This window comes from Actinopolymorpha sp. B11F2, assembly GCF_040195635.1.
Classification (GTDB): Bacteria; Actinomycetota; Actinomycetes; order Propionibacteriales; family Actinopolymorphaceae; genus Thermasporomyces.
In genome coordinates, this window is the sequence record NZ_JBEFTX010000001.1 from 368337 (window position 1) to 392978 (window position 24642).

A 24642-nucleotide genomic window follows, 5' to 3' on the forward strand; every position below is an offset into this window, starting at 1 on the left:
CATGGCGACCACGCGCTACCAGGCGCCGACACCAACCCGCGGTCGTACGCCTCGGACCGCACCGCGCGCCTGCCGACGGCTACCGTTGAGGTGTGCCGGACTCCCATCCACCAGCCACTCCGCCAGCCAGCGTCCTGGCGGGAATGGCGGTCGCCGCGCTCGGCGGATTGGGTATCGCGGGCATCTACTCGTGGAGTGGCGGCACCCTCGGCGTCCCCTGCCTGCTGCGGAGCACCACCGGGCTGGCCTGCCCGTTCTGCGGGACGACCCGCATGGTCGCCGCACTGTTGCACGGCGACCTCGCGAGCGCGCTCCTCTTCAACGCGCCGGTTCTCGTGGCGGCAACGGTGGCGGGCTACGTCTGGATGAGCTGGGTGCTGGAGCGGCACGGGAACCGCCGGTTGCGGTTGCCGCGCCCCCGCCTCACACCTGTGGGCCGACGCCGGTTGACCGGCGCACTGATCGGCCTTGCGGTGGTGTTCATGGTCGTACGCAACCTGCCCTGGGAACCCTTCACCGTCCTCGGCGCCTGACAGACCAGCCGTCGTCTGATCGGCCCAGGCGATGCGCTGACCGGCTCAGGCGTCGAGCGCCGTCGCCACCAGGTCGAAGTACTGGTCGCCTCGCACCACGCGGAACTCCGGACCCAGCGACTCGGTCACCGTCACCAGGTCCGCCGGGGTGACGCTCCAGGCATTGACGCCGAGAGCGACGAACGCGGGCGAGGTGCCGTCCCAGCCTTCGAGGGCGTCGGCCAAGGTGTTCTGCGCCTCGTCGACGGCGCCCACACCGCGGATGGTCGACAGCGGAGTACGACCGAGGAGCAGCGAGGTCTCGCTCGTCCCGCCCCAGTTCAGCAGCATCCCGGTGGGCCCGACGTCCTCGACGTAGGCACGGGCCTTCGCCTCGCTGAGGTCGACGTCGGCGTGATCGACCCGGTTCAGGACGTACACGATGTCCATGCCGGTGTCGGCCATGTAGCGCCGGGTCTGCTTGGTGTACGTGGCGAACGTCTCGTCCGGCCACGGGTTGGGGTAGATGTAGCCGGCGCCCGACGGACCGGCGACGAGGAGGTCGTTCTCTGTGGCCGTGCGTTGGTAGTAGCTGAGGAAGTGCCGAGCCGCGTCCTTCAGAATCGGCGTGGTCGTCCAGTTGATCGGCACGTCACCGCGCGCGGGGTTGTCCCACAGGACCCGGAGCCGGTGCTCGTTGTACTGCAGGTTGTCACCTTCGGACATCGTGAACGTGACGTAGATCTTGTTCTCCAGCGGGACCTTCGGCGCTGGCTTCTGCTCGTCGGAGATCGGCGCCCTCGCACCCGAGTGGACGCTCATGTTCTCGAACCAGTCCGCCGCGAGCACGTAGACACCGTGCGCGGAACAGAGTTCGGTGCCGCCGAACTCCCCCGCGATGTCCTGCGCGAACCAGCCGAGGTACGGCGTCGTCGGCGCGACGTCGGACATGATCTGCTCGAACAGGGCCCGCTCCTCCGGCACGTTCGGGTCGAGCCAGAACGTCATCGCCTTGTTCGCCACCGCGTAGTCGCGCAGGTAGGCGAACCCTTCCTGGCCAGGGATCACCGGTTCGACGCCCGTCACCGACAGCGTGAACTCGTTCCACATCTCGACCGACAGCGTGAGCTGCTGAGCACCCGCCGGCGGCTCGAACCGGTAGACGAAGTAACGGTCGCCGTCGGCGAACCGGTGCAGCGGTGGGCCGAGGCTGGTCTGGGAGTTGTTGGCGTCGAAGAGGTACGGCTCCTCGGCGTCGGTGCCGGGCGTGAACCGCGCGACCTCGGCCCCGTCCGCTGTGAGGACGACCTCGGTGACGGCGGGTCCCCAGCCGTCGCCGGTGAACGCGTCGTCGAAGCGCACCCACACACCCTCGGTCCCGAGGTGGTCGGTCAGGTCGAACTCGTACACCTGCCGGTTGGCGGCGTCGTGCTCGTGTGCGTCGACCTTGGCCAAGGTGGTGTAGCCGTCCGGCACACCGGGCGGCAGGTTGACGTCGCGCTGTGGCGGAAGTCCGACCAGCATGCGGTGCGTGGTACGCGACCAGAGGTGGTCGAACTGCCAGGTGTACGCCTCGACCCGACTGGTGAAGCGCCCCCGCAGATCCTCGAGGATTTGCAAGCCGTAGTCGCCGGTCAGCGGGTCGGCCAATGCGGGGCTCGACACGACCGCGTTCTCCAGCCCGGCCAGGGTGGTGGCGACGTTGATCGAGTCGGGGACGTCGGGGTCGTAGACGATGATGCCGCGCGCGGTGGTGTGGTACTTGTCCACCAGCGTCCACGCGTTGTCGTGGATGGTGAAGGGAACGCCCACGGCTTCCAGCCAGGTGGTGCGACCCTCGCCGCCCGTCGCGTCGTCACCGATGAGGTAGACCCTGGGCGAGGTGCGGTTGACGATGCCCTGAAGCGTGCCGAGCAACAGCTTCTCGTCGCCCGAGAGCGTCGTGATGTCGGCGGCGTCGAGCCGCGTCGGCACGGCGAAGCGTGGGAGGGCCTGGTCTTTCGGCCAACTGATCCCGCCGCCAGTGGCCGCGGTCGCGGTCTGTGTGCCGACGGTCGAGGCCAGCACGCCGACCGCGATGCCGCCGAGGACGGACCGGCGCGATGGCGTAGGAAGAATGCTGGAACGGTCGTCCCCGGCACCCTGGATCTCGGGTCGCATATGCCACACCTCTCATGCCCGACCTTGAGGAGGGCAGGCGCGAATCCTCAACAATGCAAGGAAGTTCGTCCGGTGCGACGGGGACCCGTCGCCGGTCGAGTGAGATTGTGGAGGACGGTGGCGGGGTCGACAAGGTCGTTGGCCACAGCAGGCCGCCGGGCGTTGCGGCGGGCCATCCGACGGGTCGGGCTCAGCGGGTACGCAGGACGTCAGCCAGCTGGTCCAGTGCCCAGTCGAGGTCTGCGGGCTCGACCGTCAGGGGCGGTGCGAGCCGGATGGTGGAGCCGTGCGTGTCCTTGGCGAGCACACGCCGCTCAGCGAGCGACGCGCAGATGTCCCGGCCGGTGCCGAGGGCCGGGTCGACGTCGAGGCCGGCCCACAGGCCGACACCGCGCACCGCGTGGAGCCCGGAACCCACCAAGCCCTGCAGGCGTTCGTGCATCACCGCGCCCAGCTCGCGGGCGCGGGCCTGGTACGTACCCTCCCGCAGGAGGCCGACCACCGCGCGGCCGACGGCGCACGCCAACGGGTTGCCACCGAAGGTGCTCCCGTGCTGGCCCGGCCGCACGACGCCGACGACCTCACGCGAGCCGACCACCGCGGACACCGGGACGATCCCACCACCCAATGCCTTGCCGAGAATCACGAGATCGGGCACCACACCGGCCAGTTCGCAGGCGAGTGTCGTGCCGGTACGCCCGAGGCCGGACTGGATCTCGTCGGCGAGAAGCAGCACACCGCGTTGCGTACACACCCGGCGTACCGCGGCCAGGTAGCCGTCCGGTGGCACGATGACGCCGGCCTCGCCCTGGATCGGTTCGAGAAGAACCGCGACCGTCGTGTCGTCGATCGCGTCGGCCAGGGCACCTGCGTCTCCGTACGGCACGGTGGCGAAGCCGGGCGTGTAGGGACCGTAGTGGTCGTGTGCGTCCGGGTCGTCGGAGAAGCTCACGATGCTGAGGGTGCGGCCGTGGAAGTTCCCGCTCGCGACGATGACCTTCGCCGTTCCGTCGGGCACGCCCTTGACCTCATAGCCCCACTTGCGCGCCAGTTTCAACGCGGTCTCGACGGCCTCCGCTCCGGTGTTCATCGGGAGCACCATCGCGTCGTCGGGCAGGCCCGCGGTGGCGGTGAGCGCGACGAGCTCGGAGCAGAACGGACCGAACTGGTCGTGGTGGAACGCCCGGCTGGTCAGGGTCACCCGGTCCAACTGTTCCCGCGCGGCGGCGAGGAGCAGCGGGTGCCGGTGGCCGAAGTTCAGCGCGGAGTAGCCGGCGAGGCAGTCGAGGTAGCGGCGACCGTCGACGTCGGTCACCCAGGCGCCCTCGGCCTCCGCCACGACGACCGGAAGTGGGTGGTAGTTGTGCGCGGCGTACCGCTCGGCGAGGCCGATGGCCTCGCCCGCCCGCGAGGTCACGTCGCTGATCATCGCCGCTCCCCCTCGCGCTCCCGTGCCGGCCGGATCTCGAGCGTGCAGCACTTCGGGCCGCCACCGGACTTGCGGAGTTCCGACACGTCGACCGTGACCGGTTCGAAGCCACGCTCGGCGACCTGGCGAGCGAAACTGGTCGCCTGGACCGGGATGACGACGTGGCGCCCGTCGGACACGGCGTTCAGCCCGAGGACCATGGCGTCGGCCTCGTCGGCGAGGATCGCGTGCGGGTACATCTCCCGCAGCGTTTCCTGGCTCTCCGGCGAGAACGCCGGTGGGTAGTACGCGATCGTCTCCTCGTCCAGCACTGCCAGTGCCGTGTCGAGGTGGTACAGCCGGGCGTCGACCAGTTCGAGGGACACCACCGGGCGACCGGTGAACTCGGCCAGCTCGCGATGGGCACCCGGCTCGGTCCGGAAACCGGTACCGGCGAGGATCCGGTCGGGCATGGTGAGGAAGTCACCCTCGCCTTCGGCGACCGACAGGGGGACGTAGGTGTCGCGCACCCCCACCGTCGTGCCGTGGGTCTTGAACCAGGCGAGGTAGTGCACCGCCTCGGGCAGCCGTTGGACGTGCCGGAACCGCGAACCGAACGCCTGGCCGTCGACGACGACGGCGCCGTTCGCGGCGAAAACCATGTCGGGAAGGCCGGGCACCGGGTCGATCAGGTGCACCTCGTGGCCGAGGTCGACATAGGTCTGCCGGAGCGTCTCCCACTGAGCCAGCGCGCGCTCGCCGTCCACGCACGCGGCCGGGTCGTCGGGGTGCATCCACGGATTGATGGAGTACGCCACCGTGAAATACCTCGGCCGGCACATGAGATACCGCCGCCGGGTCGCCGCCCGCGTGCTCTGCCTGTGCATGACCTCACGACGCTCGGTCATCGCGCCCCCCTCGCCCCGACGCGTACGTATCGTCGCCCCTTCGCGTACGTACGTCATGAGCGTAGGTCGCCGACCAGGAGCGATCCAATGCGCGCAACGTCCTTCCAAGTAGCGGATCGTTGCGTCATTTCGGGCACGGGCACCGAATCATTGCGTGGGAGCGGCTCGCGGCCATTGTGTCCGACGAGAATACTCAGCCGGCCGGCGTGAGACCTGGCCGGTCCAACAGCCGGGTCAGGACCAGAGCACTCTTCGTGCGTACGACATAAGGTTCGGCGTTCATCCGTTCCAGCACCTCCTCGAAGTGGCGGATGTCGGCCGCGAGCACGTGGACGAGCGCGTCTGCCTCCCCGGTGAGCGTGCAGGCCGAGACCACCTCCGGGAACCTCGCGACCCCGTCGCGGATCGTCGTCGGCGAGGTCTTGCCCTGGCAGTACAGCTCGACGTAGGCCTCGGTCGTCCAACCCAGCGCCTCCGGTTCGACCTTCGCCGTGAAGCCGGTGATCGCACCCGACTGGCGCAGCCGGTCCACCCGGCGCTTGACCGCGGGCGCCGACAGGCCCACCTTGGCGCCGATGTCGGCGAAGCTCGCCCGACCGTCGTCGAGGAGGAGCGAGACGATCCGTTCGTCGAGGGTGTCAAGCCGCACAGGTCACGCTCCTTCGCGGGATCGCGGTCGACCATGGCAACCGAACCTGCCGCACCTGGTCGATCAAGGGTGTCCCCTAGTCTGCGGGTCATGTCTCCGCGCCGGCTCGTCGTCCTGGTCAATGGCCTACCCGCCGCGGGCAAGTCGACGCTCGCCCCGAAGCTCGCGCGGGCGCTCGGCCTCCCGCTGTTGAGCAAGGATGTCATCAAGGAGACGCACGCCGACGTGCTCGGCGTCGCCTCCCCGGACGGCCGGACACAACGGCAGTGGAACGCCGCCCTGGGACGTGCCGCGAGCGAGACCATGTGGTCCCTGCTGGCGTACGCACCGGCAGGAGCGGTCCTGGAGAGCTCCTGGCGGGCGGACGTCCGCCCGCTCGTGCAAGCGGGCCTCACCCACGCCGGCGTCAGCTGCCCGGTGGAGGTGTGGTGTGACGTCTCACCCGAGCTTGCCTGGTCGCGGTACGTCGCGCGGGCGAAGTCGTCCCATCCGATCCACGGCGCCCTGATGAGCCACGGCGAGGAGTGGGCGCGGATGGTGGAACACGCGCAGCCACTGGCGCTCGGCCCCGTTCGCAGGGTCGACACGAGCCGCGACGTCGACGTCGACCAGCTGGCCGCCTGGTGCGAGTCCTCGGACCAGTCTTGGGAGAATGGTCGAAGCCCACATCCAGGAGGTTGACGAGCCATGGCAACCACACCAGTCCGCGTCGGGATCGTGGGTGCCACCGTCACGACCGGCGGCAGCGGCTGGGGAGCCAATGCGCACGTGCCCGCGCTGCAGGCCCTTCCCGAGTTCGAACTCAAGGCCGTCTGCACCTCACGCGAAGACACTGCGCGGGCCTCTGCACAGGCGTTCGGCGCCGAGTTGGCGTTCCACGACATCGACGAGATGGTCGCCCACCCGGACGTCGACCTCGTTGCCGTCGTGGTCCGTGTGCCCTGGCACCGTGACCTGGTGATGGCCGGGCTGCGCGCCGGGAAGCCGGTCTTCTGCGAGTGGCCACTTGGCGCCAATCTCACCGAGGCATAAGGAGATGACCGACGCCGCTCGTGAGCGGTCACTGCGCACGATGGTGGGGCTCCAGGCGCGCAGCGACTCCCACGTCAGGTATGCCCGCGACCTCATCGCGGACGGCTACGTCGGTGAGGTGTTGGTCGCGAACGTCACGGTCAAACCCCAGGCGATCACCGAGCGGGGCACGGGACGTATCTGGCAGGCCGACCTCGCGAACGGGGCGAACCCGCTCACCATCCCCGGTGGCCACACCATCGACGCGCTGTGCTTCCTGCTCGGCGAGTTCGCGGAGGTGTCGGCGCGGGTGGCGACCCGGATACGGCACTGGCGGCACACCGACACCGGTGAAGAGGTCCGCGTCACCGCTCCCGACAGCATCAGCGTGGCCGGTCGCCTGGTGGGTGACGCCGAGGTCGCCGTCCAGGTTGCCACCGTGCCGACGAACCCGACCGGCACGCGGATCGAGATCCACGGCAGCGAGGGGAGTCTGGTTCTCACCGGCCCGTCTGCCCAGATCGGTCCCAACCAGCTCGTCGGCGCGCGTGGCTCGGACCCGATGACCGAGCTCACCCCGCCGGCGCGCTACACACCGATCCCGGGCGACACTCCGGCGGGCAGCCCGTGGAACGTGGCACAGGCCTACCACCGCATCGCCCATGCGTTACGCGACGGCGAACCTTACGACCCTGACTTCGCCCAGGCACTTCGACGCCACCGCCTCATCGAGGCGATCGGGCGCTCGTCGCAGGAACGACGCGCCGTCGCACTCTGATCGGCGAGCGTGGCCGTCAGGAGGTCTCGGCGCCTTCCTCCTGGGACTTCCGGGCACCCGCATGCGCGACGTCCTCGGCGCTGTAGCGCGGCGGTCGACCGGTGCCCAGGCCGGCGCTCGAGAGGATCTTGCCGATGACCAGGCCCACCAACGGCACGCCGACCGCACCGACGAAGAACAGCCACCACTCCGCCATGACGACAGCCACACCGGCCACCACGGAGCCGAGGAAGATGATCGTGACGGTCGTCCAGGCCGCTGGACTGTTGCCGTGACCTGGGTGAATCGAACCGCCCGGTGCGTCCGACATTCGTACCTCTCCTTCGCCCGTTGCCTTCATCATTGTCTCCCGCGTCCCAGATCTGCCGGCCGAGGGGGCGGCGATCACGGCGGGGTGGTCCTCAGCCGCGGGTGGTCGGGTCCTCGCCCCGGTCAAGCGCGGCCCAGGCATCATCGGCCACTGGGTGGCTGGACCGCTCCGGCGGAGCCGACCCGGTTGCCCGCGCTGCCCTGGTGGCGCGAGACGACTCGGTGGCGCCGGCCGGTCTGGTGGAGCGGGCCGGTCTGGTGGAGCGGGCCACCCCGGAGCCACCCGGCGCGTCGTACCGGCTGCCCATCGCGGGCCAGCGGGAACCACCGAGTGCGGTCAAAAGGCCACCGACGGTGACAAGTACGCCGGCCACGCAGCCGACCACCGGCCAGCCGCTCGTCGCCCGCGCCGACGCGTGCACGGTGAGGGTCGGGTCCCCCACCGCCGTCGCGAGCGCGTTGTCGGCGATCGCGGAGTCCTGGAGCCAGAACGCCACGCAGGCCGCCACCATCGCCACACCGGTGAGGACGAGGACGACGCCCACGATCCGCCGGGCGGAGCGGCGGGTGGCGAGTACCGCCAGGAGCCCGGCCAGCCCGACCAGGCCGGCGGCGCGGACGAGGGGTGCGGCCTCTCCCCCACCCACCACCACCCGAACGGCCGGGTAGTCGGGGACAGCCCACTCGGCACTCACCCACGTACGACCCGCCGCGAACAACGCCAGCGCGGCACCCGCCAGAACCAGGACGAGTGCGACCGTCATCTCCCGCCGGGGCGTCATGGCTGCGTGAACGTCTCCGCGACCGCCACGGCCCGCAGGGCCGCCGCCGCCTTGCTTCGGGTCTCGGCGTCCTCGGCGAGTGGGTCGGAGTCGGCGACGATGCCGCCGCCGGCCTGGACGTAGGCCACGCCCTCGCGCAGCAGGGCGGTACGAATGGCGATGGCGGCGTCGAGGTCCCCCGCGAAGTCGAGATAGCCGACGACGCCGCCGTACAGCCCCCGGCGGGTCGGCTCGAGCTCCTCGATGATCTCCATCGCCCGGGGCTTCGGCGCGCCCGACAGCGTCCCCGCCGGGAAGCAGGCGCACAACGCGTCGAACGCCGTCCTGTCCTCCGCCAGGCGCCCGACGACCGTCGACTCCAGATGCATCACGTGGCTGTAGCGGCGGACCGTCATGAAGTCGACGACCTCGACGGTCCCGGGCGCGCAGACGCGGCCGAGGTCATTGCGGCCGAGGTCGACCAGCATGAGGTGCTCGGCGCGTTCCTTCGCATCCGCGAGCAGCTCGACTTCCAGGGCGTGGTCGTGTTCGGGGGTGCTGCCGCGGGGTCGGGTGCCCGCGATCGGATGCGTCATCGCCTTCTCGCCGGTCACCGTCACGAGCGCCTCGGGGCTCGACCCCACGATGTCGAAGTCGTCGTAGCGCAGGAGGTACATGTAGGGCGACGGGTTCGAGAACCTCAGCACGCGGTAGATGTCGAAGGCGCGCGCCGCCGTCCGGCGCTCGAAGCGCTGGGACACCACGACCTGGAACGCCTCACCGGCGCGGATCTCCTCCTTCGCCCGCTCGACCGCCGCCATGTGCTCGGCCTGAGTCCGGCGCCGTTCGTACGCCGGATCGGCCTGCAGGTCGGCGGCCGCGACGAACGACGGCGTCGGCTGGCTGAGGGCCTTGGTCATCGTGTCGAGCCGCTCTACCGCGTCGGCCCACGCCTCGTCGACCCGCTCGGGACTGTCGTCCCAGTTCACGGCATTGGCGATCAGGAGCAGCGTGCCGTCCTCGTGGTCGAGAACCGCGAGGTCCGTGGCCAGCATGAGCGAGAGCTCAGGAAGGTGCAGGTCGTCGGTGGTGAGGTCGGGCAGGCGTTCGAGCCGGCGTACGGCGTCGTAGCCGATGTAGCCCACCAGACCTCCGGTGAGCGGCGGCAGGTCGGGAAGGTGCGGCGTGTGCAGACGGGTGAGCGTCTCCCGGACCGCTTCGAGCGGGTCTCCGCCTTCGGGCAGGCCGACCGGTGGGGTGCCGAGCCAGTGCGCGGCACCATCGCGCTCGGTCAGGGTGGCGGCGGAATGGACGCCCACGAACGAATAGCGCCCCCACACCCCACCCTGTTCGGCGGACTCGAGCAGGAAGGTTCCCGGCTCGTCGCGGGCGAGCTTGGCGTAGACACCGAGCGGCGTCTCCGCATCGGCGAGCAACCTCCGCGTGACCGGGATGACCCGCAGGTTCCGGGCAAGGTCGCGGAATCCCGCCAGATCGGGGCTTGTCGTACCGAGCATCGTCACCGGGGCACTCCCTGCGGGGTGGGTACGCCGACGACGGCATCCAGCAGGTCGGCGTCGAAGCACGTGCGGTCCCCGGTGTGGCAGGCCGGTCCCTCCTGGTCGACCTTGACCAAAATGCTGTCGCCGTCGCAGTCAAGGCGTACCTCCTTGACCCACTGGCGGTGCCCGGAAGTCTCGCCTTTGACCCAGTACGCCCGGCGGCTCCGGCTCCAGAACGTCGTACGCCCGGTCGTGAGCGTGCGGTGCAGCGCCTCGTCGTCCATCCAGCCCACCATCAGGACCTCGCCGGAGTCGTGGCGCTGGACGACCGCGACAACGAGTCCCTGGGCGTCGCGCGAGAGACGTGCCGCGATCTCGGGGTCGAGACCGCTGGAGGGTGCGAGCGGTGTGTCACCGGGCATGGCCGCCATTGTCGCCGGTGGGTCGGACGGCTTCCGGCCCGGGTGCACCCGGACGCATCATGGAAACGTGACCACCGAGCCAGCTCCGACGCAGGTGCACCTGAGCGGCCGATGGCCGGTGCCCAGCAGCCTGCTGGTGGTGGCGGCGGTCGTCGTGCTCGCGTGGCTCGGATCTGGCCTTCGTCCGCACACCTGGCCGTCGACCGCTCTCGTCGTCACCACAGCGCTGGGCGTCGGCATCCTGGCGTTGCGCCGGACCAGGTCCCGGGCACCAACCGGAACGCAGACGCGGCGACGCGTGGCCACGCCACGGCTGCGGCGGGCGGTCATCTGCTGGGCGGTCCTACTCGCGGCCGCGCTCATGTGGGAGACGTACGCCTTCATCCACCAGCCGGCATGGAACGTCAGCAGCGCCGACTACCCCACCTTGTCGGTCCTGCTGGATCCGCTGCTGGAGCTGCGGCCGGTCCGGTTCGTCGCCTGGCTCGCGTGGCTCGGTGCGGGGTTTCGATTGGCGCGACCGTGACCACCCGGCTCGTCGTGATCGCCGGCTTCGTGGTGCTGTTCCTGCTCGCCTGCTCCCTGGTCATCCTGGCGCGGATCCGCCGAGTGCAGCTGGCCACTCTCGGAGAGGCCCTCGCCCACGTGATGGTGCGTGCGGAGGTCCGGATCCTCGTGCTCTGCGCCTGGGCCTGGTTGGGCTGGCACGCTCTGGCCCGCTGAAGCCGACCCGTCGCGCGGCGTCGCTCGCACGGCGCATCGCGGGTGTGCGTGTCAGGTCACGACTCGGGTCCGGAGCGAGGCAGTGACGCCGACCCGGAACGGGAGGCCGCGGAACTCGTGGCAGGCTGACCGACCATGGAGACACCGATTCCGACATCGACGAGCGGCCAACCCGGCGAGCTGCGGGCCTTCGGCGGTGGCGGGCCGGCTTCGGCGCCGGCGGCGAAGGCAGGCGTGGGGTTCACCAGCCGGCGGGCGTACCGCTTCGAGGGGAGCGCGGTCTGCTCCGGCGCGGCCGCCCGGTTGTTCGAGGTCGACGTCGAGGTGACGCCCGACACCGTGCTGTCCTACGTCCTCTTCCCGGACTTCGCCCCCGGCGACCTGCGGTATCTCGCGACCTTCACCGCCGTCGACCTCGAGTTCGCTGACGGCACCCGGCTCAGTGACCTGGGCGTCCGGGACCAGCACGGTGTCGTCCTCGGCCCGCGCGAGCAGGGCGAGGCGCGGACACTCTCGGTGGACCAGTGGAACTACCGGTACGCGCGGATCGGCGACGTCGCCGCGGGCCGGACCGTCCGCGCCGTCCTCGTCGGGTACGACGCGCCCGTTGAGCCGGCCAGCGTCTCGGGCTGGGTCGACGCCATCGGACTCGACGAGCGGCCGAGCACGCCACCACCGGCTCGCCTCTCCGACCACGTGGTGACGACCAGGGGCACCCACTCCAGTGCGGAGTTCTCCCGCGGCAACACGATTCCGGCGACCGCAGTGCCGCACGGCTTCAACTTCTGGACGCCGGTGACCAACGCCGGATCCCTCACCTGGGTGTACGAATACCACCGCGCGAACAACGCCGACAACCGGCCGGAGCTGCAGGCGTTCGCACTGAGCCACCAGACGAGTCCGTGGATGGGCGACCGGCAGACGTTCCAGGTGATGCCGTCAAGCGCCGAGGGTGAGCCAGACGGTGACCGCTCCGCGCGGGCGCTCGCGTTCGGGCACGACGCCGAGATCGCCCGACCCCACTACTACGCGGTGACGTTCGACAACGGCATCAGGACCGAGATCGCGCCGGCCGACCATGCGGCGATGTTCCGGTTCACCTTTCCGGGCGACACGTCGACGCTGCTCTTCGACAACGTGAACGCCGACGCCGGCCTGATGGTGCACCCCGAGCGCAACGTGGTCACCGGATTCACCGACGTACGCAGCCGGCTCTCCAACGGCGCGACCCGGATGTTCGTCGTGGCGGCGTTCGACCAGCCGGTCGTGGCGGGTGGCGGGCCGACCGGCACCGGTGAGCGCCGCGACGCCAGCGGCTACGTGCGTTTCGACACGTCCACCGACCGGACGGTCACCATGCGGATCGCGACCTCGCTCATCAGCCTCGAACAGGCCGAACGCAACCTCGCGCTGGAGCTCGGCCCGGACGAGACGTTCGAGGGCGTCCGCGAGCGTGCACAGCGACAGTGGGACGAGAAGCTCGCCGTCATCGAGGTGGAAGGCGCCAGCGAGGACCAGCTGGTGACGCTCTACTCGAACCTGTACCGGCTCTTCCTCTATCCCAACTCCGCGTACGAGAACATCGGGACGGCGGCCGAACCGGTCTACGCCCACGCGGTCCAGTCCTCGGTCACCACGCCACCGAGCACGCCGACCTCCACCGGCGCCCGGGTCGTGCCCGGGAAGGTCCATGTGAACAACGGGTTCTGGGACACCTACCGCACCACCTGGCCGGCGTACGCCCTCCTCACGCCGGGTCTGGCGGGCGAGCTGGTCGACGGTTTCCTGCAGCAGTACCGCGACGGCGGCTGGATCTCGCGCTGGTCCTCGCCCGGCTACGCCGATCTGATGGTCGGGACGAGCTCCGACGTGGCGTTCGCGGACGCGTTCGTCAAGGGCGTCACGGGTTTCGACGTCGAGGCGGCCTACGACGCCGCGCTGAAGAACGCCACCGTGCGCCCGCCGAACGACCATGTGGGCCGGAAGGGCATCGACAGCTCCCGCTTCCTCGGCTACACCGCCGACGAGTCGACCCACGAGGCGATGTCGTGGGCGATGGACGGCTACATCAACGACTTCGGCATCGCGATGATGGCCGGGAAGCTGGCCGAACGCTGCGAAGGCGACGATCCGCGCCGGGACCGCTACCTGGCCGAGCAGGCGTACTTCTCCCGGCGGGCCCGAGGGTACGTCCACCTCTTCGATCCGGTGGTGGGCTTCTTCCAGGGCAGGCACGGCGACGGCCGGCGGCGGTTGTCGCCTGAGGAGTTCGACCCACGGATCTGGGGCTTCGACTACACCGAGACCAACGCGTGGAACATGGCCTTCCACGTCCCACACGACGGGGAGGGTCTGGCGAGTCTCTACGGGGGAAGGGAGAAGCTGGCGGCCAAGCTCGACGAGTTCTTCGCGACACCGGAGACCGGAGCCGCGGAGTTCAAGGGGTCGTACTCCCAGGTCATCCACGAGATGACCGAGGCGCGGGACGTACGCATGGGGATGTACGGCCACAGCAACCAGCCGGCCCATCACATCGCGTACATGTACCTCTTCGCCGGGCAGCCGTGGAAGACGCAGGAGAAGGTGCGCGACGTCCTCGCCAGGCTCTATCTCGGCAGCGAGATCGGCCAGGGCTACCCGGGCGACGAGGACAACGGCGAGATGTCGGCCTGGCAGGTGTTCAGCGCCCTCGGCCTCTACCCCCTGCAGGTGGGCAGGCCGGCGTATGCCATCGGCTCGCCGCTCTTCACCAGGGCCACCATCCATCTCGAGAATGGCCGCCGCGTGGTCGTCAGTGCACCCGGCAACGGCCCGGACACTCCCTACGTACAGTCGTTGACCGTCAATGGTGAGGCGTACGACGCGACGACGCTCCCCCACGACCTGCTCGCCGAGGGAGCGGTGCTGGAGTTCGTGATGGGCCCACGACCGTCCACGTGGGGCACGGATCCGCGCAGCGCGCCGCCGTCACTGACGACGACCGGCGCCCTGCCGCAACCCCTCGTTGACATCACGACTGCTGGCGAGGTCACCGCCGGCCCGGGGATCGTGGCGGCGCGGTTGTTCGACGACACGGCGAGTGTCGATGTCGGGTTCGACCGACCCGACGCCTGGGTGCAATGCGAGGTTGACAGCGCGACACAGGTCGAGCTCTACACCCTCACCTCGGCATCCGTGGGACGTGATCCGAGCGCGTGGGTGGTCAAGGGCTCGCGAGACGGTGTGCGGTGGGACGTGCTCGACACGCGTACGGACGAGGAGTTCCGGTGGCGCTCGCAGACCCGGGTGTTCGCCCTCGCACGCCCGGCGGCCTGCACGCACTACCGGTTCGAGTTCACCGGCGGCGACGGCAAGCCGTTCGTCCTTGCCCAGATCGAGCTCCTCGCCGAGCCGGCCAGGAGCGGATCGAACACTAGGATCGAGGCATGAGCGACCACGCCCGGACCGAACGCCAGGCGCTGGCCGACCTCCTCTTCGAGGTCGGTCCCGACGCCCCCACGCTGTGCGGTAGCTGGACGAGCAGCGATCTCGTGGCGCATCTCGTCATCCGGGAGAGCGACGTCGTGGCCGCGGCCGGCATGGTGATCGGCCCGCTGGCCCAGCGTACGAAGACGACGATGGACGCACTGGTGCGGCGACTCGGCTACACCGAGGTCGTCGACCGGTTCCGGAAGGGCCCACCTCGCTGGTCACCGATGCGGATCCATGGCATCGACGAGGCGGCCAACACGATGGAGTTCTACGTCCACCACGAGGACGTGCGCCGGGCCAGGCCGGACTGGGAGCAGCGCGAGTTGCCGGCCGACCTGGAGGAGGCACTGTGGCGCCGGGTCACCGGGCCGGGCCGGTTCCTGTTCCGCCGCTGTGCCGTCGGTCTACTCGTGGTCCGTCCCAACGGCTCCACCGTCCGCGTCCGCAACGGGGAGCCCACCGCCGTGCTCGCGGGAAAGCCGAGCGAGATCGCGCTCTACATGTGGGGACGCAAGGATGTCGCCCGGGTCGAGACCAGCGGACCTGACGCCGCCGTCGAGGCTCTCGCCCAGGCTCCGCTCGGTTTCTAGCAACGTGTCCTGACTGGTCGCGGGCGTCGTGCTAGCCTCCGGGTCAGGTCGCCGCATCGACGCGTCGACCCAGTGATGTAACCAGCGACAAAGCAGCAGACGACAGGGGAGCGCGGAAGCGCTGAGAGTGCGGGGCCACGCAAACTGGCACACCCGCAGACCCTCGAACCTGATCTGGGTAATTCCAGCGCAGGAAGTCGGTCTGTCCGGCCACGGCAACGTGACGTACGCACCTGACTCGCACCCCACGAGCAGGTGCGTTGTTGCGCCCGAACGGATCCGGCAGGACGCGGTCGCCCGTCATCTGCGTGAGCAGGCTCTGCGTGGGCAGGGTTCTGCACGAGCAGGGAGGGCAACGCCATGTCCCATGACTCCACCGAGACGCCGACCGGTCGCCTCGACTCCCCACCCACCACCCGCCTTCGCTGGCGGACGGTCGACATCATCGTGGCGGCCGTGCTCGCGGCCGCGTTCGGTGTGGTGTTCGCCGGGTGGAACGCACTGTGGGCCGCGACCGCTCCGGCGTTCACCTGGTTTCCGCCCGCCCAGGCGGTGCTCTACGGCATGTGGCTCGTTCCCGGTGTGCTCGGCGGCCTGGTCATCCGCAAGCCCGGTGCGTCTGTGTTCACCGAACTCGTCGCCGCCACCGTCTCGGTGTTCTTCGGCGCGCCCGCCCCGCTGATGATCGTGGTGTACGGGCTGGTGCAAGGTCTGGGCGCGGAGCTGGGATTCGCGGCGCTGCGCTACCGGTCCTGGCGGCTGCCGGCCGCGTTGGTCGCAGGTCTGACGGCCGGACTGGTACCAGCCGTCCTCGACAACGTCCTCTACAACGCCGCGTGGGCAGCGGCGTGGATGCTCGCCTACGGCGTCCTGGTCGTGGCCAGCACCGTCGCCCTGGCCGGAGTGGGTAGCTATGTGCTCGTGCGCGCGCTGGCCAGCACCGGTGTCCTCGCACCGTTCGCCGCGGGGCGCGAGCAGTCCACGACATGACACCGGCGCACCCAGCGGCCCTGGGCGTCCGCGCCCGCGCCTGGGGCTACCGCCATGCCGGTCGGCAGGCGTGGGCCGTCCGCGGGCTCGACCTCACCGTCGAGCCCGGGGAACGGATCCTGCTCGCGGGCGCGTCCGGCGCGGGCAAGAGCACACTTCTCACGGCCCTTGCCGGCCTCCTCGACCCCGAACAGGCAGGCGAGGTCGAGGGCGCCCTCACCGTCGGCGGGGCTCCGCCGAGGGAGGTACGGGAGCGGGTCGGCATCGCGTTCCAGGATCCGGAGAGCCAGCTGGTCATGGCCCGGGCCGGCGACGACGTGGCGTTCGGGTTGGAGAACCGCGGAGTGCCGACACCCGCGATCTGGCCGCGGGTCGAGGAGGCGCTGAAACTCACCGGGTTCCCGTACGACCGGGACCAGCCCACCGGTCAGCTGTCCGGTGGCGAGAAACAGCGCCTGGTCCTCGCCGGCGTCATGGCGCTCGCTCCCGCCCTCCTGCTGCTCGACGAACCCACGGCGAACCTCGACCCGGACGGCGCCGCCCTCGTGCGTACGGCGGTCGAACGGGTCGTCGCGGCTCGCGGCAGCACCCTGATCGTCGTCGACCACCGGGTGGACGACTGGCTGCCGCTCGTCTCCCGGGTGGTGGTCCTGCGCGCCGGCGGCGGCGTCCTCGCCGACGGTGAACCGGCGCAGGTCTTCGCCACCCAGGGCGAGAGGCTGGCCGCCGCAGGGGTGTGGGTTCCAGGGCACCGGCCACCTCGGCGGCCCTCACCCGAACCCGCCACCGAACCGCTGCTGGCAGCGGAGGGGCTGACCCACACCTATCCCGCCGCCAGCCGGCCCGCGCTGGTCGACGCGAACGTACGGCTCCACGCCGGCGAGGCACTGGCGCTCACCGGTACCAACGGGTCCGGCAAGTCCACCCTCGCGATGCTGCTCGCCGGGCTGCTGCCTCCGTCGGCGGGCCACATCCGTGCCATGCCGTCGTTGTACGTCCGGGCCGGGCTAGACCCCCGGTGGACGGCTGCCCGACGTCGGCTGTTCCGGCGGCAGGGCGGCGAATCACCGCTGCACACCTGGCGGGCGACGGAGCTCGTCCGCGCGATGGGCACCGTCTTCCAGGATCCCGAGCACCAGTTCCTCACCTCAACCGTCCGCGCCGAGCTGGCGCTCGGTCCTCGGCTCATCGGTTGCTCCCCCCGCGAGGTGACGTCGCGCGTCGACGACCTGCTGGACCGCCTGCGGCTCGCGCATCTCGCCGGCGCCAACCCGTTCACCCTCTCCGGTGGAGAGAAGCGACGCCTCTCCGTCGCCACCGCTCTCGCGACCGGGCCGGCGGCACTGGTGCTCGACGAGCCGACGTTCGGACAGGACAGGAGCACCTGGCTCGAACTGCTCGACCTGCTGGCGAACCTGCGCGACGAAGGACATGCGGTGACCTTCGTGAGCCACGACGCGGACTTTGTAGCGGCCTTCGCCGACCGCACGCTCGAGATGCGGGCGGGACGGCTTGTCCACGAGAGCGACCAGCGGATGGCAGCGAAGCGAGAACGCGCATGAGTGTGCTGGCGGAGCCGATCGTCGCCAACCCGAAGGCCCTGCTCGGACGCCTCAACCCCGTCACCAAACTGGCGGCGGCCACCATCGTCATGGTCGGCCTGCTCTTCACCGGTGACGCCGTGACACCTGCGCTCGTGCTCGCCGCCGAACTCGCCGCGGTCTCGGCGGCCGGTGTCAGGTGGCGGGTCTTCCTGCGAAGGCTCTGGCTGCTGGCCCTCCTGACCGGTGGGCTCGCGGCCTCGACTCTGCTGTTCACCGACCGCCAGGGTGGGGCTCCCCTACTGGACGCCGGGCCGTTCCTGGTGACCACCGAGAGTGCGCTCGCGGCCCTCGCGATCAGCCTCCGGATCCTGGCGATCGCTCTGCCGGGAGTCGTGGTGTTCGCCTCCACCGATCCGACGGAGCTCGCCGACGCGCTCGTCCAGCACCTGCGTACACCGCCACGCTTCACGTTCGGCGCCCTTGCCGCGTGGCGACTCGTGCCCGTCCTGGGCGACGAGTGGCGCACCCTGATGCTGGCCCGGCGCGCGCGTGGGATCGACCCCGGCCGAGCACCGCTACGCAGGGTCCGGCTCTTCGCCTCCGGGGTCTTCGCTCTCCTCGTCTGCGCGATCAGGCGGGCGATCCGGTTGGCGACGGCGATGGAGTCGCGCGGGTTCACGGGCGAGCACGGTCGAACGCTTGCCCGACCACAACCCCTCCGCGCAGCCGACGGCGTGTTCTTCCTCGCGACGGTCGCGGTGATGGTCGGCGCGACGGCGTTCAGCCTCGGCCTGGGAACCTGGCGGTTCCTGTTCTGGTGACGGGCTGCTGATCAGGCGGTCTCGAAATCGCCGGCCCGCACACCCGCGACAAACGCCTGCCACGAGCCAACGCTGAACGCGAGAATCGGTCCGCCACGGTCCTTCGAATCGCGAATGGCGATCTGCGGACCGAGCCCGGCGACCTCGACACAGTTGGAACCGTTACCGCTGTAACTACTGGCCCGCCACGCAGCGACCTCGACACAGTTGGAACCGTTACCGCTGTAACTGCTCGTCCGCCACGCCAGGCGCAACGGGTCCGGTGTGCAAACCCGCATGGTCAATCCCCTCGTCGGATTCAACTTCTGATGATCTTGTCGGCCGCCTGCGCGAGATAGTCCACCGAATCCATTGGGCTGAGAGCCATCGCACGCAAGTGGTCAAAAGCCAGGCTATACCGGTAGATCTCGACATCTCGCTCGACATATCGATTAGCCGTCATAGTTTCGACATAGACGGCATCGGGCTCAGATGGCTGAGGAAATTCCAGGATCGCGAATGTCCCGCTCGTCGCCGGATGCGCTCCGGCGGAGGTCGGTAGGACCTGCAGGGTGATGTTGTCCTGTGCGGCGAAGGCGCGGAGCCGGTCGTACTGCTCGGCCATCACCTTCGGCGAACCCACCAGCCAGGAGAGCGCAGGCTCGGCGAGGACGGTCCAGAACCGAGGCGGATTCTCCTCCCGGGTGAGCAGCCCTTGCCGTGTCATGCGTACTTCCACCCGGCGGTCGATCTCGGCTGGCGAGGACAGCCCCATCGATGCGGCATGGATGATCTCGCGGGCGTAGTCCTCGGTCTGCATCAGCCCGTGGACGAGGTGTGCGTCGTAGCAGCGCATCCCTGCCAACTGCGCCTCGACCTCGATGTAGTCGGCGTAGTCGCTGGGCACGAACTCCGCGTAGGCGTCCCACCAGCCCTTCGTCCGCGCGGTGCGGGTCTTGCTGAGGATCGCCGTCCGGCGCTCACCCTCGACGCCGTACGAATCGAGCAGGTGGCCCAGGTCCTTGGCGCTGATGCCGACGACGGCGGTCTCGATCCGGCTGATCTTGGCGACGGACCAGCCGAGCCGGGCGCCGACATCCTCGAGAGTGAGTTGGGCGCGCTCACGAAGGAGGCGCAGCTCGGCCGCCAGTCGCCGGCGCTGGATGGTGGGGGACTTCGTTCCGGAGCGTGGGGCGTACATCCGTTTCTTCCGGTTCTGGTGGGGAATGTGGCCGTAGGTGACGCCAGGTCGATTTCGCGCACCCTGGCACATCATCGGCGATGATCGTTTGGCCCGGGTAGTGAACGACACAAGTGCAAATTTGCGCATTCGTGGTGTACGCGCACTACCACAGGATTACCGTCGGTGCAGAAGCAGTGCCGCAGCGCCATCACCTCGACGGGGAGGTTCGTAGCGATGGCAACGACGACACCCACGGTCACCTGGAAAAGGGGCCCAGGGAAGAGGGGCACGCGGAAACCAGCGGGAACACCGGCGTCGCACGCCGATGTCTGGTTCCTGGCGGCAGGCGCACGCCCATCCGGAGCTGTCGAAGACGAACTCGACCGCCGGGCACGCGAGCTGGCGACGATCCATCGGCCCCAACGTGACGCACTCAGCTGGCGCCGCCGATGGAGGCTCGTTCCCTGGCCCACCCTGGAGCGTTCGCACTGTGTCTTCTGCGGACGGCAGTGGCTCTGCCCGCCGGCCGCGTGGGCGCATGGACGGCTGTCCACGCTCGGCAACCTCAGCCGCGAGATCTGCGAGGAGAGCCCATGACGCCATCCTCGCTGACCCTGAAGATCGGCCCGGGTGACACCGCGCCGGACGCGGGCAACCTCGGCGCCACCTACGACCAGGTCATCGCGACCGTCCCGGTCCGCGACGTGCCTTATCCCTGGGTTCAGCTCGTCCGCCCGGGCGGCGAACTGGTGGTGACGTGGCACAACCCGTTCGCGGGAGCGGCCATTGCACGGTTGAGCGTCGCCGCCGACGGGCGGGCGGCCGGAAACTTCGTCGAACTCGCCGACGTCGCCTGCGAGGACGAACCCGCACCAGTGATCGCCGAGGCCGAGAACGCGGTCCCGTGGTATCGCACGACCACGCCACTCGATCCCGACACCGTGTGGTCCGACCCGGCCGCGCTCTTCGCCCTGGGTGTTCGACTCCCCCGGCTGCGGTCGGTCGGTCAGAGGACGGGCCCGCAACGCCTACCCAGGGCGGACCAGGCGCAGAAGGACATGACTCCGTGCCCGGACGGGACCGAGGCCGAGTCCCGGCGGTGGGTCTACGACGGGACCTCCTGCGCCTGCGCCGTCCGCGGTCCGTCCGGGGAGATCCAGGTCGAGCAACACGGCCCGCGCCTGCTGTGGCGGGAGATCGAGGCCGCCTACAAGTGGTGGCTGGACCACGACCAACCGGCGTTCGACTCGTTCGGCCTCAGCGTGACGTCCTTCGGCCAGTTCGCCTGGCTCGGGCACCGCTGCTCCGGCCGGATCTGGCGGCTCTGAGGAGGACCGACGCCCGACGAGTGCCATCGGCACACGGGCACCGTTCCCGTACGCACCATCGTGAGGTTCGAGCAATCCCATGACGCCCGAGGTGAGCGCGCCCTCGTCCGCTCCGACACGCACCCTCCCACCGCAGGATCACGTCGACCAGCAGCTCCGACCGCACCCCGGAGTCACGACGGTCCTGGTCGGGATCCTGCTCGCCCTCGGGGTGGCCGCCATCGCGGTGCTCTACCGGCTGTCGCCGTATCCGTCGGACCAGCTCAACTACTTCGACGCCGCGCGCGAGTTTCCTCACCGGTCGAGCACCGGCGGTGGTGAGCACCAACTCCTGCGCATCGGCCTGATCGTCCCGTTGCGCCTGGCGCAGATGCTGTTCGGCTACTCGCAGGGGGCGTACCTGCTCGTCCCGACGCTCGCGGCGATCGGGCTCGCGGTCGCCGTCTACGCCCTCGGTGTCCTGCTCTTCAACCGCACGGTGGGCTTCGCGGCGGCGGTCCTCACCGTAGGCAACAGCATCGTCTTCACCGACCTCACCGCACCGCTACCGGACCTCCTGGCGACCGCCCTGCTGTGTAGTGCGGTGGCGCTCACCCTCGCGATCAGACAAGGGCGCCACGTCGTCACCGCGAGCGCACGCCGGCAGGCCGGCGCCCTCGTCATGGTGGGCATCCTGCTCGGCTGGAGCTACCTCACCCGTGAGTACATCGTCTTCTGCTGGCCGCTCGTTCCCTTCCTGCTCTGGAAGCGGCTGCCGTACCGACGGCTGCTGTGGATCGTGGCTCCCCTCACGGCCATCGGACTCGTGGAGCTCGGCCTCAACGCCGCCGCCTCGGGTGATGCGCTCGCCCGGCTGCACGCCTCGGCCTCGCACGGCCAGTCGCCGACGAGTACCAGCTTCATCGGGCACAGCCGGCAGTGGTACCTCTCCCGGCCCGCCGCGATTCTCGGTGGTACGCCGGAAGGAACCTGGCTCAAGGCGGCGCTCCTCGCGACAGTGGCTGCGCCCCTGATCTCCCGCAGGCTCGCGTTCCTCGCCGGCTGGGCGGCGATTTTCGCGCTGCCCCTGATCGCGTTGGGCGGGTTCCTCGACCCCGACCACCCGATGCTGCGGATCACCAAGGAGCGGTACTGGATTCCTCTGATGCCGGCGGTCTGCCTCTGCGCGGTCGCGGGTGTCTGGCTCCTGGCGCGTAACCGTGCCACGGTCGTGCCGGCGCTACGCGGCCGTTCGCGGGTGGTCGCCACCTGGGTGACGCTCGCCGTCGTGGCCGTGCCGGTCGGCATCGCCCAGCATGCCCGGATGACCGAACCCACTCCGCAGAACGCGAGCTTCGCCGCGAACGGTGGCGTGCAACTCGAGCACCTCCGCCCCTGGCTCGACCAGCATTCGACCGGAGTGACGACGGTGTGGGCGGAGCCGCGGACGTACCGCCTGGTCAAGCTCTTCGCCACCGGAACCTTCGGCGGCCCGGTCTGGTCCGGAGAGTTGAAACTCTGGCTTCCCGGCGCCAGCCACCCGCAGCCGCTTCCCGGCGACTACGTGGTGCTGTACAGCCCACGCTCCGGGGTCTGCGGACCGTGCCGGGACAACGCCGAGGCGCTGCTGGGCAGTCCGGTCCACGTGCCGGCGTCCTGGCAGCCGGCGTTCATCAGTTCCCGCCGCGTGGTGGAGATCTACCAGGTCCGGTGACGGATCGACGGGCTGACGAGGACATCGGTGGTCGAGAGCATCTCGCCGTCCGCAGCCGCATCGCCTGTTCGACAAAACTTCCGTCCCGGGCGTTTAGTCTCCGCTGCGCTGAGCCATAACGGGCAGGGGAAGCAACGCAACGGGGGACCCTGATCTTGTCTACTGCCACCGCCCCGCCGAACGTCGCGTCGGCTGCGCCCGCTGCCGAACCTGTCCGGACCGGCGCGGGCCTAGCCGTTCCGACCGCCGAGGGCCCACCATGCACTCCCACCCGCGTGGACCGCTGGCGGTATTCGCGCCCGCTCACCGTCGCCATCGGCTGCCTTCTCGCGGCCGGCGTCGGCGTGGTCGAGGTGCTGTACCGGTTACCGCCGGTGCCCTTCGACCAGGTCAACTACTTCGACGCCGCGTGGGGCTTTCCCAGTCATACGTCGTACATCAGTGATCACCAGGTGCTCCGGCACGGCCTGACCGTCCCGATCCGGATGGCGCAGGAACTCTTCGGCTACTCCCAGGCTGCCTTCCTCGCGGTCCCGATCCTGTCCGGCGTACTCCTGGCCGTGAGTGTCTACGTCATCGGGCTGTTGTTGTTCAACCGGACGGTCGGTTTCGCCGCGGCCGTCCTCACGGTCGGCAACTCCATGGTCTTCCCCAACCTGACCACTCCGTTGCCCGACGTGCTGGCGACCGCGCTCATGTGCGCCGCGCTGGCGGTCGCGCTCGCCCTCCGGCAACGCCGACTCCTCGTGGCGGGGACGCGGCGACGGGAGATCGTGGCGCTCCTGTTCGTCGGCGCCCTGCTCGGATGGAGCTACCTGGCCCGCGAGTACATGGTGTTCGTCTGGCCGCTGATCCCGCTGATGCTGATCCGGCGGGTACGGATGATCCGGCTCGGCTGGCTCATCGTCCCGCTGCTGGTCGTGGGCGGCGGGGAAGCCCTTCTCAACACGCTCGCCTACGGCGATCCGCTGGCCCGGCTGCACGTCGCCGCGCACCATGGCGACGGACCGCCGCTGAGCGACGAGCCGTGGCGCAACGAACATCTCGGACACAGCGCCCAGTGGTACCTCACCCGGCTCGCGGCCATCGTCGGCGCGGCTCCGGAGGCGCTGTGGCTCAAGGCCGCCGTCGCGGCGACCGTCGTCGGTGCGTTCTTCAGCCGCAGGATCGGGTTCCTGCTCGTGTGGGCGTTGCTGTTCTACGTGCCGCTGGTCGCGCTCGGCGGCCTGCTCGATCCGTACCAGCCGCGGCTGCGGATCAACGTGCAGAGGTACTGGCTGCCGCTGATTCCCGCCATCGTGCTCGCTCTCGTGGCCGTCACCTGGCTGCTCGTCAGCAACCGCGCCAGGGTGGTGCCGTTCCTGCGTGAGCGTGCCCGGCTCCGCTCGACGCTCGCGTCGCTGGCGGTGCTGGCGGCCGTGGCGGTGCCGGTCGGCATCGCACAGCACGCCCGCGCCACCGGGGACACCGATCCGTACGCACGCTACGCCGCCAACGGTGCCACCGAACTCGAGGACTTCCGATCCTGGCTGCAGCGGACGGATTCGGTCGATACGCTCTGGGCGAACCCGAGTACGAACCGGGTCGTGGGGATCTACCTCAACCCGACGTTCGGCCGGCCGGCGTGGGACGGCGAGCTGACGGTCTGGCATCGGGTGGATGAACCGCAGCCCGATGATCACGTCGTGCTCTACAGCGCCCGGACGCCGACCTGCGGCGCCTGCATGGTCCACGCGCAGGACATCCTCGGCGATCCGGTCCGGATCCCGGCCTCATGGCGGCTTGTCTTCCAGGCCAACGACCGGCAGGTCGAGGTCTACCGAGTTCGCTGAATCAGTTTCCGGCTTCCCGGCCTTGTCTGCCACTCCCCTGGTCCGTGGTACTCGTGCCACGTCGACTA

24 protein-coding genes and 1 riboswitch are annotated in these 24642 nt (G+C 69.9%); of the genes, 14 read left to right on the plus strand and 10 right to left on the minus strand.

Features of this window, described 5'->3' with window-relative positions; translation table 11 throughout:
* Window positions 1-92: 92 nt before the first annotated feature.
* Window positions 93-533, plus strand: coding sequence for a DUF2752 domain-containing protein (locus tag ABN034_RS01685; RefSeq protein WP_349689184.1), 441 nt, complete (start codon window positions 93-95; stop codon window positions 531-533).
* A gap of 45 nt (window positions 534-578) precedes the next feature.
* On the opposite strand, the gene ABN034_RS01690 is transcribed toward ABN034_RS01685, so the two are convergent.
* From ABN034_RS01690 to ABN034_RS01705, 4 genes are all read right to left on the minus strand, one after another.
* Window positions 579-2672, minus strand: a complete 2094-nt coding sequence (locus ABN034_RS01690; RefSeq protein ID WP_349689185.1) for a GxGYxYP domain-containing protein — start codon at window positions 2670-2672, stop codon at window positions 579-581.
* Window positions 2673-2862: 190 nt separating this feature from the next.
* Entirely contained in the window at window positions 2863-4101 is a 1239-nt protein-coding gene (gene rocD, locus ABN034_RS01695) for an ornithine--oxo-acid transaminase (RefSeq protein WP_349689186.1), read from the minus strand.
* On the minus strand, window positions 4098-4988 hold the full coding sequence (gene ddaH / locus ABN034_RS01700) for a dimethylargininase (protein ID WP_349689187.1): 891 nt from the start codon (window positions 4986-4988) through the stop codon (window positions 4098-4100). The genes rocD and ddaH overlap by 4 nt, the downstream gene beginning before the upstream one ends.
* 193 nt (window positions 4989-5181) lie before the next feature.
* Window positions 5182-5637 (minus strand): Lrp/AsnC family transcriptional regulator, encoded by a 456-nt coding sequence (locus ABN034_RS01705; RefSeq protein WP_349328018.1) that lies wholly within the window; start codon window positions 5635-5637, stop codon window positions 5182-5184.
* Between the two features lie 90 nt (window positions 5638-5727).
* Here ABN034_RS01705 and ABN034_RS01710 point away from each other — a divergent pair, with 90 nt between their 5' ends.
* From ABN034_RS01710 to ABN034_RS01720, 3 genes are read left to right on the plus strand one after another with little or no spacing between them, the layout of a single operon-like run.
* Window positions 5728-6318: a P-loop nucleotide/nucleoside kinase family protein gene (locus ABN034_RS01710; protein WP_349689188.1), complete on the plus strand. Its 591-nt coding sequence runs from the start codon at window positions 5728-5730 to the stop codon at window positions 6316-6318.
* A 6-nt stretch (window positions 6319-6324) separates the two neighbouring features.
* Window positions 6325-6669 carry a Gfo/Idh/MocA family protein gene (locus ABN034_RS01715; RefSeq protein ID WP_349689189.1) on the plus strand — a complete coding sequence of 115 codons (345 nt, stop codon included), beginning with the start codon at window positions 6325-6327 and terminating at the stop codon, window positions 6667-6669.
* Window positions 6670-6673: 4 nt separating this feature from the next.
* A complete protein-coding gene (locus tag ABN034_RS01720) occupies window positions 6674-7426 on the plus strand; it encodes a Gfo/Idh/MocA family protein (protein WP_349689190.1) in 753 nt (250 codons plus the stop codon).
* A 16-nt stretch (window positions 7427-7442) separates the two neighbouring features.
* Here the strand turns inward: ABN034_RS01720 and ABN034_RS01725 are convergent, their stop codons facing one another.
* The 4 genes from ABN034_RS01725 to hisI form a co-directional block, all read right to left on the minus strand.
* Window positions 7443-7736: an HGxxPAAW family protein gene (locus ABN034_RS01725; RefSeq protein ID WP_349328015.1), complete on the minus strand. Its 294-nt coding sequence runs from the start codon at window positions 7734-7736 to the stop codon at window positions 7443-7445.
* Window positions 7737-7827: 91 nt separating this feature from the next.
* The gene (locus ABN034_RS01730) at window positions 7828-8517 is read right to left on the minus strand and encodes a Trp biosynthesis-associated membrane protein (RefSeq protein ID WP_349689191.1); all 690 of its coding nucleotides are present in this window, start codon (window positions 8515-8517) and stop codon (window positions 7828-7830) included.
* Window positions 8514-10013 carry an anthranilate synthase component I gene (locus tag ABN034_RS01735; protein ID WP_349689579.1) on the minus strand — a complete coding sequence of 500 codons (1500 nt, stop codon included), beginning with the start codon at window positions 10011-10013 and terminating at the stop codon, window positions 8514-8516. The genes ABN034_RS01730 and ABN034_RS01735 overlap by 4 nt, the downstream gene beginning before the upstream one ends.
* A gap of 2 nt (window positions 10014-10015) precedes the next feature.
* Entirely contained in the window at window positions 10016-10420 is a 405-nt protein-coding gene (gene hisI / locus ABN034_RS01740) for a phosphoribosyl-AMP cyclohydrolase (protein WP_349689192.1), read from the minus strand.
* A gap of 67 nt (window positions 10421-10487) precedes the next feature.
* Between hisI and ABN034_RS01745 the strand changes: the two genes are divergently transcribed.
* The 7 genes from ABN034_RS01745 to ABN034_RS01775 all read left to right on the plus strand — a co-directional run bounded on the left by ABN034_RS01745 (window position 10488) and on the right by ABN034_RS01775 (window position 18559).
* Window positions 10488-10946, plus strand: a complete 459-nt coding sequence (locus ABN034_RS01745; RefSeq protein ID WP_349689193.1) for a hypothetical protein — start codon at window positions 10488-10490, stop codon at window positions 10944-10946.
* Window positions 10943-11143: a DUF6186 family protein gene (locus tag ABN034_RS01750; RefSeq protein ID WP_349689194.1), complete on the plus strand. Its 201-nt coding sequence runs from the start codon at window positions 10943-10945 to the stop codon at window positions 11141-11143. The genes ABN034_RS01745 and ABN034_RS01750 overlap by 4 nt, the downstream gene beginning before the upstream one ends.
* 135 nt (window positions 11144-11278) lie before the next feature.
* Window positions 11279-14572: a GH92 family glycosyl hydrolase gene (locus ABN034_RS01755; RefSeq protein ID WP_349689195.1), complete on the plus strand. Its 3294-nt coding sequence runs from the start codon at window positions 11279-11281 to the stop codon at window positions 14570-14572.
* Window positions 14569-15204, plus strand: coding sequence for a TIGR03085 family metal-binding protein (locus ABN034_RS01760; protein ID WP_349689196.1), 636 nt, complete (start codon window positions 14569-14571; stop codon window positions 15202-15204). Before ABN034_RS01755 ends, ABN034_RS01760 begins: the two co-directional genes overlap by 4 nt.
* 94 nt (window positions 15205-15298) lie before the next feature.
* A riboswitch (TPP riboswitch) is annotated at window positions 15299-15417 on the plus strand.
* A gap of 147 nt (window positions 15418-15564) precedes the next feature.
* Window positions 15565-16194 (plus strand): ECF transporter S component, encoded by a 630-nt coding sequence (locus ABN034_RS01765; protein WP_349689197.1) that lies wholly within the window; start codon window positions 15565-15567, stop codon window positions 16192-16194.
* Window positions 16191-17756, plus strand: a complete 1566-nt coding sequence (locus ABN034_RS01770) for an ABC transporter ATP-binding protein (protein ID WP_349689198.1) — start codon at window positions 16191-16193, stop codon at window positions 17754-17756. Before ABN034_RS01765 ends, ABN034_RS01770 begins: the two co-directional genes overlap by 4 nt.
* On the plus strand, window positions 17753-18559 hold the full coding sequence (locus ABN034_RS01775; RefSeq protein ID WP_349689199.1) for an energy-coupling factor transporter transmembrane component T family protein: 807 nt from the start codon (window positions 17753-17755) through the stop codon (window positions 18557-18559). The genes ABN034_RS01770 and ABN034_RS01775 overlap by 4 nt, the downstream gene beginning before the upstream one ends.
* A gap of 11 nt (window positions 18560-18570) precedes the next feature.
* Here the strand turns inward: ABN034_RS01775 and ABN034_RS01780 are convergent, their stop codons facing one another.
* Together ABN034_RS01780 and ABN034_RS01785 are read right to left on the minus strand one after the other, a co-directional pair.
* The gene (locus tag ABN034_RS01780) at window positions 18571-18837 is read right to left on the minus strand and encodes a DUF397 domain-containing protein (protein ID WP_502878947.1); all 267 of its coding nucleotides are present in this window, start codon (window positions 18835-18837) and stop codon (window positions 18571-18573) included.
* A 20-nt stretch (window positions 18838-18857) separates the two neighbouring features.
* A complete protein-coding gene (locus ABN034_RS01785; RefSeq protein ID WP_349689200.1) occupies window positions 18858-19814 on the minus strand; it encodes a helix-turn-helix domain-containing protein in 957 nt (318 codons plus the stop codon).
* Between the two features lie 500 nt (window positions 19815-20314).
* Between ABN034_RS01785 and ABN034_RS01790 the strand changes: the two genes are divergently transcribed.
* The 3 genes from ABN034_RS01790 (at window position 20315) to ABN034_RS01800 (ending at window position 24574) form a co-directional block, all read left to right on the plus strand.
* Window positions 20315-21049 carry a hypothetical protein gene (locus ABN034_RS01790; RefSeq protein WP_349689201.1) on the plus strand — a complete coding sequence of 245 codons (735 nt, stop codon included), beginning with the start codon at window positions 20315-20317 and terminating at the stop codon, window positions 21047-21049.
* A 79-nt stretch (window positions 21050-21128) separates the two neighbouring features.
* A complete protein-coding gene (locus ABN034_RS01795) occupies window positions 21129-22742 on the plus strand; it encodes an ArnT family glycosyltransferase (protein WP_349689202.1) in 1614 nt (537 codons plus the stop codon).
* Window positions 22743-23017: 275 nt separating this feature from the next.
* On the plus strand, window positions 23018-24574 hold the full coding sequence (locus tag ABN034_RS01800; RefSeq protein ID WP_349689203.1) for a glycosyltransferase family 39 protein: 1557 nt from the start codon (window positions 23018-23020) through the stop codon (window positions 24572-24574).
* The last annotated feature ends 68 nt before the right edge of the window (window positions 24575-24642 follow it).